The following is a 19,772-nucleotide window of genomic DNA, read 5'->3' as shown; positions in this document are numbered from 1 at the left end:
TACATCACATGTTGTGGTTAAAGTATGCCCGACGTGCTCAGAAATGCTGTTAAGATTTTATTTCAATACATCACATGTTGTGGTTAAAGGACCGTCACACCGTCTAAGGTATCCCCCCAAGCCGCATTTCAATACATCACATGTTGTGGTTAAAGTGATGTTAAAGTTAGTGGCAGAAGTAGGAGTAGCATATTTCAATACATCACATGTTGTGGTTAAAAAAAAAGAACCTAAATATGCTACGGCTCAAGAAGCGAATTTCAATACATCACATGTTGTGGTTAAAGAGCAGAAACGTTTTTAGAAGAACTAGAAAAAGCACAATTTCAATACATCACATGTTGTGGTTAAAGTGCTGACAGTATATCATATGGGAGCGTGCATGAGAAATTTCAATACATCACATGTTGTGGTTAAAGCATAACATGGAGTAGACGCGCAATTGCATAACCGGGATTTCAATACATCACATGTTGTGGTTAAAGTGATCGGGTGAGGTTTGCGGTGCGCTGCCAGGGCTATTTCAATACATCACATGTTGTGGTTAAAGCTATTAAGCGTTTTAGAGAGCTGGATGAAAGTCGTTTATTTCAATACATCACATGTTGTGGTTAAAGAAATTTAACCCTGGTAAAACCAAGCGCGTTGATTCATTTCAATACATCACATGTTGTGGTTAAAGCGGTCTAATTCAAAATGGAATATCTTGTTGTCTTTTATTTCAATACATCACATGTTGTGGTTAAAGGCTAGTAGAATCAAGCTTTTCAGTTTTAATAATGTGCTTATTTTACTACAGCCACTAGGGTTTCGCAATTTTTTCCCAACCGTAGACCCCTCCCCTCAAATTGTAGAGAAAAACGTCTAAAACCCTTGCACCTCTAAGAAATTCCACGTCTCACCCTTTTAAGAGGTTGGGAAAAAATCACCTACAACGCTTAATGAAATACCTTAATTTATTAGAAACATCATTGGATGTACACCGTGGAATTCATTCTTGAAATAAAGCCAATGCATCGGGAAAAACACCCTTTTAACTTTCTATGAATATTCCCCACTCAACTTCAATGGATATTTATTATGGAAATCCCCTCCACTGCTCTATATAATTCAGGTACAGTTCGTCACGCGAGCTTAATCTAAAAATTAGGGGTGTTCCACACCTATGCCACAGCATATTTTACTTATTGAAGACGATCTATCCATTGCCGAAATGCTATTCAAAGCACTCACTAAGGAAGGATACAGCCTAACCACTGCCTATGACGGGGAAGAGGGGCTTCTTGCCTTTGAACGTCATACCTATGATCTGGTACTGGTGGATTTGATGATGCCGAAGGTGGACGGTATGGAGGTGATTCGACGAATTCGCACCCATAGCGCTGTCCCGATTCTTATTATGTCAGCCAAGGACAGTGACGTGGATAAAGCGCTTGGACTGGGCTTTGGGGCAGACGATTATGTTGCCAAACCTTTTTCAATGCTGGAAATGACCGCTCGTATCCAGTCCGCGATCCGAAGATCTACTACATATGCCCGTCAGCAACAGCAGGAGGAACAGCCGCAAGCACAAGTTTTGACCTACGGCAGCCTGCGCATTGATTTTGATCATTTCACAGTCATTCGCAATGAAAACGAAATTCAGCTAACAGCCAAAGAGTCCGATATTCTGAAGCTGTTTGTAGCCAATCCAAACCGGGTATTTACAAAAGCACAATTATACGGATTTATTTGGAAAGACGATTATATGGGCGACGAGAACGTGATTAACGTTCATATTCGCCGCCTGCGTGAGAAAATCGAAGAAGATCCCTCTCATCCTGTCCATATTAAAACGCTATGGGGCATTGGCTACAAATGGGAGAATGGCTGATATGAACATCGAAAACATTTCTGAATGGATTGTCGGCCTCATCATGTCAGTCGTTATTATATGGCTTTGGCGGGAGCGTATGGCCAATAAGCGCAAAATAAGGGATATCCGAACCCTACTAGAGCGAATTGTGACGGTGAATCATGCGGAAAAGCTGCTATATGTCACAGGTGACGTTGAACTGCAGCGACTCATGACGGAAATCAACCGACTATTAGACTTAAATTTGAGGGTATCAGCCGATTACAACCGTAGCCAAATTGCTATGCGCAAAATGATTTCAAACATTTCCCACGATCTCAAGACCCCGCTTACGGTTGTGCTTGGATATGCCGAAATGCTGGATGGCGATCCGACTATTTTGCCGGAAGAACGTATAAAGCTACTATCCAAAATTCATCAAAAGACAAGCGAAGCGATTGGGCTAATCGGGAGCTTTTTTAGCTTGGCAAAGCTGGAAGCTAATGATACGGATATTCCGTTGACTCGGCTGGAAGTGGGAGAACTGTGCAGACGCAGCATTTTAGAGTTTTATGACCTGCTGACCGCACAGGGGTTTACTGTACATATTGAGATCCCGGAGCACCCCATTCATGCCTTGGGGAACGAAGGAGCGATTGGACGGGTGCTGAACAATCTGATCTCGAATGCCATTCGCTACGGGGCAGACGGACGGACGCTGGGTCTGACTTTATCGGAACAGCAGGATACAGTGCGCATAGAGGTATGGGATCGTGGAAAAGGCATACAGGAATCTGAGCAGGATAAAGTTTTTGAACGCATGTACACACTGGAGGACTCCCGCAATAAGGCGGTACAGGGCAGCGGACTGGGCCTTACAATTGCCAAACGTCTGGTTGAAACGATGAACGGAGAAATTCAATTGACCAGTAGACCTTATGAGCGGACAGTCTTCTCTTTTACATTGAAGAAAATCAACTATTAATCGAACTCAACATACTCAACTTAATAAATTTGTAAGAATCACGAAAGAAAAATGAACATTTCGCCCTTTATCCTTGAATTATCAGCAGTATACGAAGGGAGAACACCCATGACTTACGTAATACGTACACATCAGTTGACCAAAGCCCTGAAGGGCAACGAAATTGTAGCAGGAGTCAGCATGAATGTGCGCAAGGGAGAAACCTATGGCTTTCTCGGCCCCAACGGAGCAGGCAAGACAACGATAATGAAAATGATTACGAATTTACTCAAGCCGACATCGGGTGAAATTGAATTATTCGGTGAAAAACTAACGCCAAAATCGTATCATCTGCTCGGACGGATGGGTTCGATTATTGAATACCCGATTTTTTATGACAGGCTGACGGCGCAGCAAAATCTCGAACTTCATTGTGAATACATGGGCTACTATAATAAGCAGGCTGTCCGGGATGCCCTAGAATTAGTGAACTTGCAGAATGCTGGTGACAAGTCGGTAAAAGACTTTTCACTGGGAATGAAACAGCGCCTCGGGATTGCCCGCGCTATTGCGACTAAGCCAGAGCTACTCATTTTGGATGAACCGATTAATGGTCTGGACCCAGTGGGGATCAAGGAAATCCGCCAATTATTCCACATGCTATGCAAGGAATATGGGATGACTCTGCTCGTGTCCAGTCATATTTTAGCGGAAATAGAGCAGATTGCGGATACGGTAGGCGTGATTAATCACGGAAGGCTGATTGAGGAAGTGTCGATGGAGCAGGTGCGGGAAACCAATACGGAATACATTGAATTTACGACCAACGATTGTAAAAAGGCGGCCTACGTCCTCTCCCATCATCTGAATCTGAATAATATAAGGGTGCTCAATGAACAGAGTATACGTATTTACGATTCAAATGTACCGCAGAAACAAATTACAAAGACGCTCATTTTAAATGATATAGAAGTGGATTCCATTCATCAGAAAAGCAGTACGCTGGAAGACTACTTTTTGCGGCTGTTAAACGGAGGTGATCTTCATGCTTAAATTGATGCAATTGGAGCTGAAAAAATTTCATCTGGCGGGTTATATCCGTTCAGCACTGATCGCCAATGCATGCATTCTTGGGCTGCTCTGTATCATCGCGCTGGACGGCCAAAGTACAGGAATACCCGAATTTACACAGTACACTCAGCTTCTCGATCTCATGGACATGCTGGTCAGAGCCACATTTATTGTGTTTGCCTCCGTTCTCCTGTGCCGCTTTATCGTAGGGGAATTTAAGTCCAAATCGATTACGATCCTGTTCATGTATCCGATTCACCGTCAAAAGCTGATGATCGCCAAGCTCTTGGTTGTGCTGCTGTTTACCTTCTTATCTATTATTATTTCGGAAATAATCATTACGGCTGCTATTCATCTGCTCAACCAGTTTGTCTTGATTGTGCCCGATAACCTTACTCTTTCGATACTGGGTCAACAATCAGCACGGACGCTGATCAATGCCGTTGCTGCCAGCTTTATGGGACTGGTTCCGCTGTATATGGGGATGCGAAGATACTCTGTACCCACCACCATTGTGACCTCAATCCTGATTGTAGCATTGCTTTTCTCCAATAATAACGGCGCTACACTTAGCTCCATAGCCCCCGTGCAAATAGGCTTCTCTATACTGGGAATGCTGGTGGCTTATGCGGCGATTCGACGCATTGAGTATAAGGATATTACTTCATAGTATGTAACTTAGTAAAACGCTTTCGAAAAATAGATGAAAATCATTGTTAGATATACACACATTTTTCACTGGACTTCATTCTAAAACAGGTATATCCTATAGGAGAAATTAAAAAACGGAATAAGGATCTTCGGGGTAGGGTGAGATTCCCAACCGGCGGTATGGCTCATGGAGCTAAGCCCGCGACTCTGTATCTGGCAACAGGATACGGACTGATTTGGTGAGATGCCAAAGCCGACGGTAAAGTCCGGATGGAAGAAGATCGAAATATCAACATGCCGCGAAGTGGATGAATGCTGCGTTATGGGTTTTGCAGTTGCAGTAACTTCATTTAACTTGCATAAAGCGGCAAGTTTATTTGATCAACCCCCGTCTTGCATGGCCTTTCGCCATGGACGGGGGTTTTTGTGCCACCGGTCCTGTATTCGCAAGGAGCTAATTGAGTATGAGTCAATCTTCTACTGTACTAACATCTAAAGGTTTTGATCATAGCTCCCACATGAAAAGCGGTTTTTGGTTAGTCGCAATTGGAGCCGCCTTGTGGGGCGCTGATCCGCTGTTTCGTATTATTTTGCTAAAATCATTTACTTCAACACAAATTGTACTAATGGAGCATGTGCTGCTCTTCCTCGCTCTGACACCGATGCTGTGGAAGCATCGTGAGGAACTCAAAGCGGTACGGCTTCGTCAAGTTTTCGCTATTTTGTTCGTCTCGTGGGGCGGCTCGGCTCTGGCCAGCGTGATTTTTACCATGGCGCTCAGCAACGGTGATCTGAATGCTGTACTCTTACTCCAGAAGCTTCAACCATTGGTCGCTATTATTCTGGCCCGCGTTATATTGAAGGAAATGCTGCCGCGTCATTTTGGATTATTAATTGTCGTCGCTCTGTTCGGGACGTATCTTCTGACCTTCGGTTGGTCGCTCCCCTTCGGGCATGTTCGTGATTTTGTCCAGGTCGGTAGTCTACTTGCACTGGGTGCAGCGGTTCTGTGGGGCGGTTCGACAGTCATGGGAAGCTACTTGCTTCGTTCAATGAAATATGAAACGGTAACCTCCCTCCGCTTCATGGTGGCGCTTCCTCTGCTAATTGTCCTCACCTCTGTAGAGCATGCGCCATGGAATATGCCTGCCGGTACATGGGCAGGCGCAGCTGTGATTATCAACTTGCTATTGCAGGCATTGCTTCCGGGTCTTCTTAGCTTATTGCTGTATTACAAAGGCTTAAGTACGACCAAAGCGTCTTATGCTACGATGGCAGAATTGAGCTTTCCCATGGTGGGTGTCGTGATTAATTGGATCGCATTTCAGCAAATCGTTACTGTAGCGCAATTGACTGGTTTTATGCTCATCTGGATTACGCTCTTTATGATTTCACGTCAGCAAAAAAATTAACAGTTCAATGTCCCCTTCATGACTCACCCAAGCCAAATTGTGAAGATGCTTTTGCATCTCCGATTTGGCTTTTTATGTGTTCGCATTAATATTAATCATAGTTCTTTAGACCTGTTTTTCAAAAAAAGTGTCTAAAATATGCTACTATTTCTCGTTTCCCAATGATTACATCTATAAAATTCGTCGGTTTATGTCGAATAAAACAATGTAGTGATCATCAGACACAGAGGAGCAAGAACTATGACTAAAACAAAACAAACAGTTCCGTGGTGGAACAGGTTTCTCAAGCAGTTTTATTTAATGAGGACAAGATTAATAATATCTTTTTTAGCTGTGTTATTGATTCCGAGCGTACTTATCGGGTACTTTTCTTATCAGGGGGCTACGACACAACTCAGTCAGCAAATGGGCGGTTCCGTATACACGAATCTGTATCTGATCCGGAGCAATGTCAATCAGTATGTAGCGCCTATTATGAAAGACCTGGACGTGCTTACCACTGAAATCAATTCTGATTCCATTGGTACCAACCAAGAGACCCTTCAGAAAAAGTTAGATGTTATCGTCAAGGCTCACCCCGAGCTAGATGCAGCGCTTCTCGGCAATGAGAAGGGGCAATACATACGTTCGCCGAAAAAACAGGAGTCCGATTATGATCCCAGGGAGAGAAAATGGTACAAAAACGCGATGCTGGAAAAGGGTAAAGTATTCGTCGGTGTTCCAGTTGCCAGCGTCACGACAGGGAATTTAGTCGTTAATATATCGGGAACGCTGGAGGACGGTGAAGGAGCTGTTGCCCTGGCTTTGAACCTGGACAAAATGAGTGAAAGTCTGCAGTCTGTTAAGATTGGTGAGCGCGGAGGACTCATTATTGTTGATTCTGAACATAAAGTTGTATCTGGGACTGGAACAGCTTTCAACAAGACAGGCAAAAAAGCGGCTGACGCCATAGAAGGACTTCCCGAAGTGGCGACAACCGTCGAAAATGATACTCCTTCCATGTCGCAAATTCAATTTATGAATCGAGATATGCTGGCCTTTACACTTAAGGACCCTCTCACCGGTTGGAGCATTGTCGCACTGTCGGATCTGGAGGATTATAGTGATGCAGCCCAACCAATTCTGAAACAAAGCCTGATTGTGATTGTTATTTCCATACTTGCCGCGGCGATCATCATTGTGCTTATGGTCCGCTCATTCTTAATTCCGCTGCGCAAGCTGCAAGCAGGAACACGCATCGTCCGTGACGGAAATCTGACCGAACGTGTTAATCTATCCAGCAAGGATGAGTTCGGCGAACTGGCACAGAATTTTGACCAGATGACGCATTCCTTGCATACGATGGTCTCAGAGGTCAACCAAACCTCCTCCCGACTTGCTTCCTCTTCCCTGATAATCAAGGAAAGCACAGAGCAAACGACGGAGTCCGTACAACATGTAGCGGAAACGGTTATGGAATCCGCGGAAAATGCAGCCACCAGCGCCGAGGCATCCGAGCAGACCGCTAATGCCGTTGAAGAAATGGCGAAGGGTGTCAGCACCATTGCCGAATCGGCAAGCTCCATCGTGGATTCAGCAGGACAAACCGAGCATGATGTGGCTCAAGGCAGTCAAATGATCAGTAGTGTACGGACCCAAATGGACCGTATTCTGGAGGCTGTCAGCCAAACGGCTAGCCTAATGGATGAGCTATCCCAGCTCTCGGACGATGCGAAGCAGATGAATACGGCTATTGCCGCCATTGCCAAGCAAACCAATTTGTTGTCTCTGAACGCGTCTATTGAAGCTTCCAGAGCTGGCGAAGCCGGGCGTGGATTTGCCGTAGTCGCTATAGAGGTACGCAAGCTGTCTGAGCAATCCAAGGAAAGCGCGGATTCCATCAGTCAGATTATTACTCAGATGCTCGATTTGATTCAACGCTCTACCGCTACCATGAACGGTAATGTTCGTAACCAGGTAGGTGAAGGTATGCGTATTAGCCAAGATGCAGAAGGTGCATTTACGAATATTGAGCGCTCTACTTCTCATATCGTGGAACAAATTCAAAGTGTGTCCGCTGCTGCTGAACAAATCTCAGCCAGTACAGAGGAAGTCTCCGCCACTGTTACCCATTTGGCAAGCCTGTCTCGCAATTCGGCGGACAGCTCGCAGACAACATCTGCTGCTGCTCAGGAACAAATGGCAGCTATGGAGGAAATTGCCTCTTCGTCACAGGAGTTGTCCAACATGGCGCAGGATTTGCAACAGCTGGTTAAGCGATTTAAGATTTAACTTACTACTAACAAAAGCCTTCGTCCGTATACAAATTACGGGCGAAGGCTTTTTACATTTGAGTTCTTGATATGCTCTCTCTCTTGTTACTTATAGGGTCATCTGACCGGTTAAATGACGGCGTCTATCTCCTTCAGGGTCGTGCTCCATCTTAATATCCTGATGGAAAATAGCTGTAGTTCGCTCTTCTCTGTCGTACATCGGCCAAGCCCCCTCGGACAGCACTGGCTTCCCATCACGTGCAAAAGCAACCCATGCCTGCTGCATATCTTGAGCCAGCTTCTGCATCGAAGGTTGAATCTCTAATCCAAGCTTATCTAGCAGCTCCAGATTATCGAAAACAAACGCAATCTCTGCACCGTGAACCGCTTGTTCAAAGGTAGGATGCCCGGGCAATGTCCAATCAAAACGATACATCCATACAGGCGCATGCGCCGACTGTGCAACAGCAAGAGCCAACGCAGGACGCCAAAAAAATAGATCGGTCAACATTTGCGCCTGTCCCTCAATCGTAACCGGAAATGGTTCTATCAGGTCGCCGATGTCTGACATGCCCGTCATCATTTCCAATGCCTGTCTCGCTGTTGACTTGTTCATTAGATGGGATTCTTTTCGGATGAAATAGGCCCCCTCATGCAAGTTCGTTCCAATCAAAACGGAAACCTGCTTTGCTGAACCTTGCGCGATTGCAGACAGGGGTACATCTGGCAAGGTCACACCGTCCACAACGGGTTGATAGATCATCGCCATCCCTGGTCCGATGACTTCATGCGTCTTCGCCATCGCTAGCATCAGCGCATCTGTCGGTAGGCTAAACAACCTCTCTGGATGCTGAGTGTCCACACCCAGCTGCTGTAGATACACAGCCGTCACTTGCTCGGCCTGTGAAGTTGGCAATACCTGCGACGCACCGCTCTGCAAAATCGCACGCTGGAACAGTCCTTCAGCTGCTGGCATCGCCAATAAAGCGGCAATACTCATCGCGCCTGCTGATTCACCGAACACCGTCACTTCGTCCGGATTGCCGCCAAAGGCAGAGATGTGATCCCTAACCCATTTCAGCGCAGCGATCTGATCCAGTAGTCCCGCATTAGAGGTCAGGCCATCTCCCTTTGGAGTCAGATGCAAAAACCCTAACGGCCCCAATCGATAATTGATCGTAACAACCACAACATCGCCATTCTTCGCCATGCGTTCCCCGTCATATAAAGGTATAATCCCGGACCCCGTGACAAAGGCACCGCCATGAATCCACACCATCACTGGACGTCCCTTCTCAGGAGCCTTCGAAGCAGGTGTCCAAACGTTCAGGTATAAGCAATCCTCTGACTGCTTAGGCGGTTCCACCAGATTTCCAGTCATACTTTCAGCGGATGGCATAGGTTGCGGACAGATTGGCCCAAAACTCGTCGCAGCGCGCACACCCTCCCAAGACTCCAAAGGCTGGGGCGCGTGAAAACGTAGTTTTCCAATAGGAGGCTGTGCATATGGGATACCTTTCCATACATGATATCCATTTCCTGATTCCCCACGCAATTGACCTAGACGAGTATGTACTATAATACTCTCCATCATGAAGCCCCCTTTATTTCGTATGTTCAACACAACGGTATAATATCAATCTTTACATATCTCTATTATACCCTTTGCACACGGCCAAACCAAAAAATACCGGAAGCACTTTTGCGCTCCGGCATTTTTATAAACAAGATAGGGAAATAGCGATTAATCCCGAACTTCTTCTTTTGGAATCAGCTTGTAAATTTCTTCGCTTTCCATAGAGTCAATTAGTCGGTCTAGCCACTTGTAATAAGCGACGGCCTGCTTCATTTTCAAACGATCTTGCTGAAGAATCGCCTTAAATTCCTCGTACTCTTCACCCTGATTCATCAATTTGTCCAGCTCATCAATGGCTTTGCGCAGTACCAGTAAATTTGTTTCTACCGCTTTTCTCCATTTAATAGCGAAGAAGTCAGTGAAGGTTTGATGCCAGTCATATTCGACTTCATACAAGTCTTTGCGTGAGCCCTTGCTCCATACCTTATTTACCATTTTCAGATCCAATAATGTTCGAACTCCTGTACTCATGCTCGTTTTGCTCATTTCCATTTCACGGCCCATCTCGTCCAGCGTCATCGGTTTATCCGCAAAAAAAAGCAAACCGTATAAATGCCCCGCAGACAAAGTAATCCCATACAGGTCCATGTTTTTACCTATAGCTTCTATGACACGTTTGCGAATTTTTTGCAGCGAAGCCTGCTGCTCATCACCTAACTGGTACAAGCTCATGCTTGCAACCTCCTAATTTTAGAGCATTTTGCACAACCTAGTATGAACGATTTACCCGTAAAAGATTAGCTTTGACGCAATATATGAAATCTTTCAACAATAAATGAAATGTTTCAAAAGCAAAGCTTCTGTCTATATTACAACAGCATGGGTCGTTCAAAATCATAATTCGCAAAATTGCTAATGATAGTAAACTTTTTAAATTATGGATATACATAAATCTTTTTCTTATGGTTATATTTCATTGTCTATTTTAAAAAAAGCACTATCGGTTGTAAAGTTCCGAATGTTTGAGCATTCTATAGAACGAAGGAGCATATCGAAGGAAACTTTGTACAGTTTTTTCTGTACGTACTTTATGAACAGTTTTTTTGTTTGAAATGTAAGCAATGCTTCTGTTACAATTAATTTTGTCATTAACCGTTCAGGATGTTCAGAATTATGATTTTTATACTCAATCCTTAATGCAACATGGGGTTAATACCAAGCAAAGTATAGAAAGAAGAGGTGTATGTATGACGATTTTGGAAGTCAAAAATGTCAGCAAACTCTTTGGTCCTCACGCAGAGCAAGGTGTTCCGCTCCTGGAGCAAGGCTGGGGCAAGGAAAAGTTGGCCAAAGAAAAACAGATTACTGTTGGTGTCAATAAGGCCAACATGGAAATTAAGCAAGGTGAAATTTTCGTAATTATGGGGCTATCGGGCAGTGGCAAGTCCACTTTGGTGCGAATGCTAAATCGCTTGATTGAGCCTACCTCCGGTGAAATTCTGGTCCACGGCAAAGATCTCCGTAAGATGAACAAAGAACAACTTCGCGAAGTTCGTCGTAAAACCATCAGCATGGTTTTTCAAAAATTCGCTCTGTTCCCACATCGGACTGTACTAGAAAATGTAGAATATGGTCTTGAAATTCAAAAGGTAGAAAAAGCACAGCGTCAGGAAAAGGCGCAACAAGCGCTGGAACTGGTTGGTCTTAAAAACTGGGGCGATAAAATGCCCGATGAATTGAGTGGCGGCATGCAGCAGCGTGTCGGTCTGGCACGGGCGCTGGCTAATGATCCTGAAGTGCTCCTGATGGATGAAGCGTTCAGTGCATTGGACCCGCTCATTCGCCGTGACATGCAGGATGAGCTGTTGGAGCTTCAGGATAAAATGAAGAAAACCATTGTGTTTATCACCCATGATCTGGATGAAGCGTTGCGGATTGGTGACCGGATTGCATTGATGCGAGACGGTGCGGTCGTACAAATCGGTACACCGGAAGAAATTATGATCCAACCGGCTAACTCTTACGTAGCCCGCTTCGTCGAGGATGTGGATCTGTCCAAGGTATTGACGGCTGCTCATGTCATGCTTCGTCCAGAAACCATCACCATGGATCGTGGTCCGCGTGTGGCTCTGGAATTGATGCGAGAGCGTGGGATTTCCAATTTGTTCGTCATTGACCGCACCAAAAAGCTACTGGGTGTTATTAACGCCGAGGATGCTGTTCATGCACTGCGCAATAATTTGAAGATTGAAGATATTTTGATCACGGACGGACCGCAGGTTGCTGCCGAGACTGTCATTAATGATTTATTTGAAATTACAAGCTCATCCAAAGTGCCGCTGGCTGTGGTCGATGATAAGCAGAAACTGCTAGGCGTTATCGTCCGCGGAGCATTGCTCGGCGCACTTGGTGGAGATGTTACTACTACGAAGGAGGTGAATGCCCATGATACCGAAACTGCCAATCGCTGAGTGGATTCAAGCCATTGTCGACTGGATGGGTATTCATCTGGCTGGATTGTTTAATGTTATTTCTTCCATTATAGAAGCTGTAGTAGGCTTTTTCTCAGGCCTGTTCATGCTTCCGCACCCTCTGGTGTTCATCGTGATCATCGGGATCATCGCCTTTATGATCGGGCGGGTTCAGCTTACGCTATTTACTGTCATCGGCTTCCTGCTGATTGATAATCTTGGTTATTGGAGTGAAACAATGAATACGCTCGGACTGGTCATCACGTCTGCGCTCGTATCCATTGTTATCGGGATTCCCATCGGGATCTGGTGTGCATACAGTAAATCGGCATCACGCATTATCACGCCTTTACTTGATTTTATGCAGACGATGCCTGCGTTCGTGTACTTACTCCCAGCGGTTACCTTTTTCAGCCTGGGTGTTGTGCCGGGTGTTATCGCATCTGTTATCTTTGCTATCCCCCCAACCATTCGCATGACCAACTTGGGAATTATGCAAGTATCAGGTGAGCTGATCGAAGCATCAGACGCTTTTGGTTCAACATCTGCGCAAAAGCTGTTCAAAGTTCAGCTTCCACTTGCATTGCCTACCTTAATGGCTGGTATTAACCAGACGATTATGCTGTCACTGTCTATGGTTGTCATTGCTTCCATGATCGGTGCGGAAGGCATCGGTGCTGTTGTGTACCGTGCTGTGACACAGCTGCAAATCGGTAAAGGTTTTGAAGCCGGCTTAGCTGTTGTCGTTCTGGCTATTGTGCTTGACCGTTTTACGCAAAACCTGTTTAAACCTACGCAAAAAGGCAAAAGCCGCGTATCCAGCAAGCAAAAAGTATGGATTACTTCTGCAGTTACAGCTGTCATTTTGATCGCTGGTGCATCCCAATATTTTGTGGGTACAGATCATTCCGCATCTGGCAAAGGTAACGCTGCTGCCAACCCGGTTGGCGAAGAAGTCGGTTACAAAATTATCGGTATTGATGCCGGGGCAGGCATTATGAAATCGACTGCCAAAGCAATTCAAGACTACAATTTGTCTGATTGGAAGCTGGTTGAAGGTTCCGGTGCAGCTATGACGGCCACACTGGACAAAGCCATTAAAGCGAAAAAACCGATCATTATTACAGGTTGGACTCCTCACTGGATGTTCAACAAGTATGATCTCAAATATTTGGAAGACCCTAAGAAGTCTTATGGTGAAGCCGAGGGGATTCATACGATTGCCCGTAAAGGCTTGCAGCAGGATGCTCCTATCGCTTATGAGTTTCTAAAACGTTTCAAATGGACACCAGAAGATATGGGTGAAATGATGGTCGCCATTCAAGCCGGAACCAGTCCTGAGCAAGCTGCCAAGGATTGGGCGGAGAAACATGCCGACAAGGTTCAGGAATGGACTCAAGGACTGCAACCTGTCAATGGTGACACCTTCAAGCTAAGTTATGTGGCTTGGGATTCTGAAATTGCCAGCACGAATTTGCTAAGTTATATTTTGGAGAACAAACTGGGTTACAAAGTAACCGCACTGCAAGTGGAAGCAGGTCCTATGTGGACGGGTGTCGCTAGTGGTGATGTAGATGCTTCACCGGCTGCATGGCTGCCGCTAACACATGCGGATTACTGGGCTAAATACAAGGATAAGCTCGACGATCTTGGGGCTAATATGAGCGGTGTTAAAACCGGATTGGTCGTTCCAGCTTACATGGATGTTAAATCGATTACTGATTTGCAGGATAACGGAGCCGAAGCGGCTCCGGCTTCCGCCACAACTGGGGACTTTGGCAAAGAGGTCGGCTACCGCATTGTCGGTACCGACCCTGGCGCCGGACTAATGAAGCTGACCGCTAAAGCTATGAATGACTATGGCTTATCCGACTGGAAGCTGCTTGAAAGCTCTGGAGCTGCTATGACTGCTACACTGGATAAAGCTATCAAAGCCAAGCAGTCTATCGTCGTAACAGGTTGGACTCCTCACTGGATGTTTAATAAATATGATTTGAAATACTTGAAAGATCCTAAAAAAGCGTACGGTGATAAGGAAGAAATTCATACAATCGCCCGCAAAGGTTTGAAGCAGGATGCTCCTGTGGCTTATGAATTTCTAAGCCGATTTAAGTGGACTGCAGAAGATATGGGTGAAGTGATGATCGCGATTCAGGACGGTACTGCCCCACAGCAGGCTGCCAAGAATTGGGCTGATAAACATCCTGACAAGGTTCAGGAATGGATCAAGGGTCTGCAGCCCGTCAACGGCGATCCTTTGAAGCTAAGCTACGCTGCTTGGGATTCTGAAATTGCCAGTACGAACGTATTGAAATATGTATTGGAACAAAAATTAGGCTATAAAGTAACAGCTCTGCAAGTGGAAATCGGCCCGATGTGGACTGGCGTAGCTGGCGGAAGTGTAGATGCTACCGCAGCCGCTTGGCTTCCATTGACGCATGCTGATTATTGGGCTCAATACAAGGATAAGGTGGATGACATCGGAACCAGCATGACTGGCGTTATGTCCGGGCTTGTCGTTCCATCCTATGTGCCGATTGATTCTATCGAGGATCTTCAGCCGCCGCAATAATATTTTTTCTGCTTTTAAACCATACGAACAAGCAAAAGGCAGATCAGGGTTTACTCCTGATCTGCCTTTTTGTGATATCCAATATTTAGAGTTGCTCTCAGCCTTTTAGCGTGAATCCTTCTTGAGCGGACACATCGGCATGCTGCTCTGTCGTCTGGTGCTGTCTAAAGAATAACGGATAGATCGCGAAAGACACCAGCAGACTCACACAACCAATGACGCCTAGAGCAATCATATCTTTGAAAATGTATGTGATATCCAGTCCTTTGAGCGTGATGTTCCGTACAGCATCCAGGTAATACGTCAGTGGCAATATCTCAGCAAGCCCCCGCAAGAAGCCGGGCATTGCCTCTAATGGCCACGTATAGCCTGACAGCATAAAGGAAGGAACAGCAATCAGCATCAGAGTTTGGGTCGCATCTACTCTGGTTTTGGAAAAGAGACTGAAGAGGAAGCCTAATCCGCACAAGGCAAAGTTAAAAACCAGCGACACTAAAATCAACGGCAGTACCTGTCCCCTGAACGGAATATCGAAGCATAAAGCGCTGATACTGAATACAGTCAGCACATTGAAAGCTCCCGCTGCATAATACGGTGCCAGTTTGGCAATAGCCAAACGCCAAGGGGTATTTCTCCATGCGCCAAATCTCCCCCAAGTCCCTGCTTCCTTATCACGCGTGCAGGACAACGCAATACCAAGCAACAGACACTGCTGGAGAGCCGCAGAAATAACCCCTAGTGGCATGAAAAGCTTATAATCATATACCGGGTTAAATAGCACTCTGGATCGGAACGGGATGGTAGTCAGCGTCGAGGCGGCCTGATCGGCGTTCATTCCCTTTTGTTTCATGGAATTGACTGATACTCCGGCACTCACGCTACTAATAACCTGATTCGCAATCCGACTGGCACTATTGGAATACATCATATTACTGCCGTCAATCAGCGTGAGCACGGGTGGATTCTCCCCATGCTTAAGCCGAGTAGTAAAGTTGTCGGGAATGACGATTCCGACCTTAGCTTCTCCAGTCTCTACTTGACGGACTACATCATCCTGATTGTTTGCTTGCCGTGTAACGGCAAATGAATCGGTCGAATCAAACGCCTGAATGATCTGGCGACTGAGCTGTGAATTATCTCCATCGTACACGGTGACAGGCATCTCGGTAATCCGCTGATGTGAATATAGGAAGCCGAATAGTATCGTATACACAATCGGCGTAATCAGCAGAATAGCCATAAAGCGGCGGTCCCGGAAGATGCTCAGCCATTCCTCGCGAAACACATCGCGGATACGAAGTCTTTCCTGTGAATCCTGCATATTACTGCGCCCCTTTGCCTGTAAACAGAACCGTGGAGCCTGTTGGAACCGATGCAGCAAGGTCTGGCAATGCTACTTTAACACCGAAGGAACGGACATCCTTGTCACCGGAGCTTTGGCTCGGTTTTTGAATGGCAAAGTCAGCAGCCGATTCTAACAGAATGACTTTACCCTTCAGCTCCTTACCGCCAGACAGCAATTTAATTTGGACTGTATCCCCTGCTTGAAGACCGTTCAGAGACGTTTCAGGTACATAGAATTTAGCCCAACGTTGTGTCGAAGTTTCAATGGTATAAACCGGGAACCCTGCACTAGCCATTTCACCTAAGCTAAGCGACTTGGATTTTACGATTCCATCCTCAGACGCACGCAGCGTAGTGTAGCTCAAATAGGTCTGAGCCTCCTGAAGCGCGGCTTCCGCTTGGGCTACCTGTGCATTGGCACCTGCAACCGCAGATTGAGCCTGCTCAACTGTGGATTGCGCCGCCTTCACCGCAGATTGCGCTTGTTCTACCGAAGCCTGAGCGGCTTTGACATCTTCCTGTTGCAGAGCAACTTTGCCCGCTCCTGCCTGTGCTTCCTTCACCGCAGCCAAGGCTTGACGGTATTGAGCTTCAGCCGCCGTAATTTCCTCCTTGCGGCTTCCCTCCCGTGCCATATCCAATTTTTGTGACTCTGCATTATACTTGGCCACTGCCTGTTGATGTTCCAATGTCGCTTGATCCAAAGATGCCTGGGTTGCTGCACCGGCTTCTTGAAGCTTTTTGGCACGCTCCAGATTTTTAACGGTCAGGTCCAGCGTTTCCTTGGCTACCTTCACAGATACTTGCAATTGCTCAAGCTCCTGTGGTCTTGCCCCGCTCTTGAGGGCATCCAGTTTTGCCTTGGCGGCGTTCGCAGCCGCTTTGGCCTGTTCAATCTGGCTGGAGGAAGCCTCTGCGGTCACACTGACCGATGTCGTGCCTTGGCTTTTCTTGGCCTGAGCAGCACTCACAGTAGCCTGTGCCTGGCCTACGCCTGCTTGAGCCTGCAACACTCCAGCTTTTGCTTTGGATACATTACTCTTGGCTGCCAGCAATGCCGCCTGTGCCTGCTTCACCTTATCTTCCAACTCGCGACTTTCCAGATGGGCTAACACCTGCCCTTTTTTAACCTGATCGCCTTCTTTGACGAGCATCTGGTCAATCCGTCCTGCCATTTTAAAGCTGGCATTGAGGGTATCCGACTCCACATAAGCCGTAGGAATGGAAGAAGACTGATCCGCAGACAAGCTGCTTCCACCCCGTGGAAGAGCAGTTAAGGCATATATCCCAACCGCGATTAAAATAATAAGTACGACATAAATCGTATATTTTTTAGCTTTCATGTTTTCATCACTCCATCTGTATATTAATGTTGCATGCCCAATGCATTACACACAAAAACTTCAATGCTTTCACGAGCCTCTTGCAGATTCATCGTTTCGCCCCAAACCATTGACCTCATTGGTGCAAAAATGTAAATCCCAAATAAGCAATTGGCTGTTGTTTTGGCATCCAGCTTACTTGAAATTTTCCCATGAAACTTGCCGGAATCGATCTCTGCCTCCATAAAATCAAAATAGTAAGCCAGCACCTGCCTAATATTAAAATGCTGCTCTTGCGAAACCCAGCCCTTACTGACCAATAGACGGCAAAAGTCCGGTTCTCTCACAATAAACTCAATATGTACTTGGATTAGCTTGCGAATCCTAAGCTCCACCTGATCTTTAGGCGTATGAGCCATTGCTTCATGGATATCCCGGACAAAACGCTCCATCCCCATCTTCAAAATGTAAATGTACAATTCTTGCTTGTTTTTAAAATTGTAATACAGGGTTCCTTTGGCTATGCCACAAACTTTGGCAATTTCCTCCATATTTGTTTCATTAAATCCTCGTTCAGAAAAAGCTTTGAGTGCGCCGTTAAAAATAATTTCCTTTGTCTGTTGTTTCATGCTTCCTCCTTTTTTGAACTGACCGTCCAGTACAAAAATTATGTATTTATTATAAGCCCATCTTTAGTTACCCAGCAATAGGAAAAATGAAAATAATTCATTTTAGACATTTCGTCTAAACGCTTATTCTAAAAAAATAAAAATGCAAAAACGGATCGAATAAGTGAGGGGGTCACTCATTCGATCCGCTATGTCATAAAATCGGATGATAAGGGGGCCATTCTACAGATTATCAACCGATTTTAAGGGAAGGCCGACTATTTTTTCACCGTTTGATTGTATTGCGCAATTTTGCCTGTTATTTCTTGTGCAGCTTGATCCAATGCCTGTTTTGGCTGTTGCTGGCCACTCAGAACGGCCTCGATTGCACCTTCGACGATTTGGCGCGCTTCTGGGAATACGCCCATCACTGCGCCCTGTGTAGCGGTGGATTGTGCCGATGCGTGCAATTGGTCAACCGCCGTCTGGAATTGCGGATATTTTACCATATTGTCTTTGAGTACCTTCTCGTCATAGGCTGCTTTCGTGATCGGGAAGTACCCGGTATTTACACTCCATTGTGCCTGTACAGCTGGGGAAGCGACGAATTTAATGAACTCCCACGCTGCCTTCTGTTGGGCTTCAGGCTTGTTGTTCATAATGTACAAACTCGCGCCGCCTACAACCACGCCGCCTTCTTTAGCTTCATTGGCTCTTGGCAGGAATCCTGTGCCTACTTCAAATTTATCGCCAACCTGCTCCACAATATTACGCAGCGAAGCGGTGGAATCCAGCGTCATCGCAATTTGTCCTGCGGAAAAGGCCTTTGCCGTATCGTCCGAGTTACGTCCCAGATTGGATACAACCTTTTCATCGATCATTTTCTTCCACCACGTCAGCGTTTTTACACCGGCATCCGAATTCAGCATGGATTCCGTTGCCGCTTGGTCACGACCATTGCCATTATTCACATAATCCGCGTTCTGATTGGCAAACAGTTGCTCCATAAACCAGCCGTAGATGGCAATGGAAGCACCGGATTTACCATCCTTGCTCAAGGCTTTTGCAGCCTTTTCGAACTCAGCATACGTTTTCGGAGGATTAGCTGGGTCAAGTCCTGCGGCTTTGAATGCATCCTTGTTATAGTATAGTATCGGGTTTGACGTATTGAACGGCATAGCGTTTAATTTACCATCAATCGTGTAGTAACGTGTAATATTCGGCTCTAACTGCGACAGATCGAACTTGTCTGCATCAATAAATTGTTGTACAGGTGTGATCATTTTGGAGTCGATCATGAATTTACTACCGATTTCGTATACTTGAATAATGTCCGGTCCGCTGTTGGAACCAAGCGACGCCTTCAGCTTGTTCAAGCTATCATCATATTTGCCTTGATATACTGGCTCTACCTGAATGTCCTTATGACTGGCGTTAAAGTCAGCTGCGATCTGCTTGATTGCTTTTTCACCGTTACCGGACATCGAATGCCACCAAGTCAGCTTCACTGGAGAAGTCGCTGCTGCCCCATCACTACCATTACTCGGCTTCTCTGCAGCAGTATTATTGCTACAACCTGCTGCAACCACCATGGCAGTCAGAATAAGCAGGGTCAATGTACTTTTCAGACGAAAAAATCTCATAATCTCTCTTCTCTCCCTTTGATTAAATGATCTTGAATTGGCATTCTCTTGC

Annotated in this window: 14 protein-coding genes, 1 CRISPR repeat array and 1 riboswitch (1 of these 16 only partly in view); of the genes, 8 read left to right on the top strand and 6 right to left on the bottom strand. The window is 45.8% G+C overall.

Annotated features, from left to right (window positions below):
• Window positions 1–748: a CRISPR direct-repeat array (repeat unit 30 nt; unit sequence ATTTCAATACATCACATGTTGTGGTTAAAG) (it extends 402 nt beyond the left edge of the window).
• Window positions 749–1,165: 417 nt separating this feature from the next.
• The 6 genes from MKY16_RS06625 (at window position 1,166) to MKY16_RS06600 (ending at window position 8,203) form a co-directional block, all read left to right on the top strand.
• Window positions 1,166–1,873 carry a response regulator transcription factor gene (locus MKY16_RS06625; protein ID WP_340954702.1) on the top strand — a complete coding sequence of 236 codons (708 nt, stop codon included), beginning with the start codon at window positions 1,166–1,168 and terminating at the stop codon, window positions 1,871–1,873.
• A gap of 1 nt (window position 1,874) precedes the next feature.
• Entirely contained in the window at window positions 1,875–2,819 is a 945-nt protein-coding gene (locus MKY16_RS06620) for a sensor histidine kinase (protein WP_340954700.1), read from the top strand.
• Window positions 2,820–2,927: 108 nt separating this feature from the next.
• Window positions 2,928–3,851, top strand: a complete 924-nt coding sequence (locus MKY16_RS06615; RefSeq protein WP_165144895.1) for an ABC transporter ATP-binding protein — start codon at window positions 2,928–2,930, stop codon at window positions 3,849–3,851.
• Window positions 3,844–4,539: an ABC transporter permease gene (locus MKY16_RS06610; RefSeq protein WP_340954698.1), complete on the top strand. Its 696-nt coding sequence runs from the start codon at window positions 3,844–3,846 to the stop codon at window positions 4,537–4,539. Before MKY16_RS06615 ends, MKY16_RS06610 begins: the two co-directional genes overlap by 8 nt.
• A 122-nt stretch (window positions 4,540–4,661) precedes the next feature.
• A riboswitch (FMN riboswitch) is annotated at window positions 4,662–4,806 on the top strand.
• Window positions 4,807–4,984: 178 nt separating this feature from the next.
• Window positions 4,985–5,932: a DMT family transporter gene (locus MKY16_RS06605; RefSeq protein ID WP_340954696.1), complete on the top strand. Its 948-nt coding sequence runs from the start codon at window positions 4,985–4,987 to the stop codon at window positions 5,930–5,932.
• Window positions 5,933–6,172: 240 nt separating this feature from the next.
• Window positions 6,173–8,203 (top strand): methyl-accepting chemotaxis protein, encoded by a 2,031-nt coding sequence (locus MKY16_RS06600; RefSeq protein ID WP_165144886.1) that lies wholly within the window; start codon window positions 6,173–6,175, stop codon window positions 8,201–8,203.
• Window positions 8,204–8,293: 90 nt separating this feature from the next.
• Here the strand turns inward: MKY16_RS06600 and MKY16_RS06595 are convergent, their stop codons facing one another.
• Entirely contained in the window at window positions 8,294–9,775 is a 1,482-nt protein-coding gene (locus tag MKY16_RS06595) for a carboxylesterase/lipase family protein (RefSeq protein WP_340954693.1), read from the bottom strand.
• Window positions 9,776–9,928: 153 nt separating this feature from the next.
• Window positions 9,929–10,492 carry a GbsR/MarR family transcriptional regulator gene (locus tag MKY16_RS06590; protein WP_029516323.1) on the bottom strand — a complete coding sequence of 188 codons (564 nt, stop codon included), beginning with the start codon at window positions 10,490–10,492 and terminating at the stop codon, window positions 9,929–9,931.
• Window positions 10,493–11,007: 515 nt separating this feature from the next.
• Between MKY16_RS06590 and MKY16_RS06585 the strand changes: the two genes are divergently transcribed.
• Both MKY16_RS06585 and MKY16_RS06580 read left to right on the top strand, forming a co-directional pair.
• Window positions 11,008–12,231, top strand: a complete 1,224-nt coding sequence (locus tag MKY16_RS06585; protein WP_029516322.1) for a quaternary amine ABC transporter ATP-binding protein — start codon at window positions 11,008–11,010, stop codon at window positions 12,229–12,231.
• The gene (locus MKY16_RS06580; protein WP_340954690.1) at window positions 12,206–14,803 is read left to right on the top strand and encodes a glycine betaine ABC transporter substrate-binding protein; all 2,598 of its coding nucleotides are present in this window, start codon (window positions 12,206–12,208) and stop codon (window positions 14,801–14,803) included. Before MKY16_RS06585 ends, MKY16_RS06580 begins: the two co-directional genes overlap by 26 nt.
• A gap of 97 nt (window positions 14,804–14,900) precedes the next feature.
• Here MKY16_RS06580 and MKY16_RS06575 read toward each other — a convergent pair whose 3' ends face one another.
• The 4 genes from MKY16_RS06575 to MKY16_RS06560 all read right to left on the bottom strand — a co-directional run bounded on the left by MKY16_RS06575 (window position 14,901) and on the right by MKY16_RS06560 (window position 19,720).
• On the bottom strand, window positions 14,901–16,124 hold the full coding sequence (locus MKY16_RS06575) for an ABC transporter permease (protein ID WP_029516319.1): 1,224 nt from the start codon (window positions 16,122–16,124) through the stop codon (window positions 14,901–14,903).
• 1 nt (window position 16,125) lies between these two features.
• Window positions 16,126–17,490 (bottom strand): HlyD family secretion protein, encoded by a 1,365-nt coding sequence (locus MKY16_RS06570; RefSeq protein ID WP_165144881.1) that lies wholly within the window; start codon window positions 17,488–17,490, stop codon window positions 16,126–16,128.
• A 23-nt stretch (window positions 17,491–17,513) separates the two neighbouring features.
• The gene (locus MKY16_RS06565) at window positions 17,514–18,098 is read right to left on the bottom strand and encodes a TetR/AcrR family transcriptional regulator (protein WP_340954687.1); all 585 of its coding nucleotides are present in this window, start codon (window positions 18,096–18,098) and stop codon (window positions 17,514–17,516) included.
• A 257-nt stretch (window positions 18,099–18,355) separates the two neighbouring features.
• Window positions 18,356–19,720, bottom strand: coding sequence for an ABC transporter substrate-binding protein (locus MKY16_RS06560; protein WP_250259016.1), 1,365 nt, complete (start codon window positions 19,718–19,720; stop codon window positions 18,356–18,358).
• Window positions 19,721–19,772 lie beyond the last annotated feature (52 nt).

Origin of the sequence: Paenibacillus sp. FSL L8-0641 (assembly GCF_038006265.1) — a bacterium.
Lineage (GTDB): Bacteria > Bacillota > Bacilli > Paenibacillales > Paenibacillaceae > Paenibacillus > Paenibacillus polymyxa_D.
This window is presented reverse-complemented; position numbering and strand designations above follow the sequence as displayed.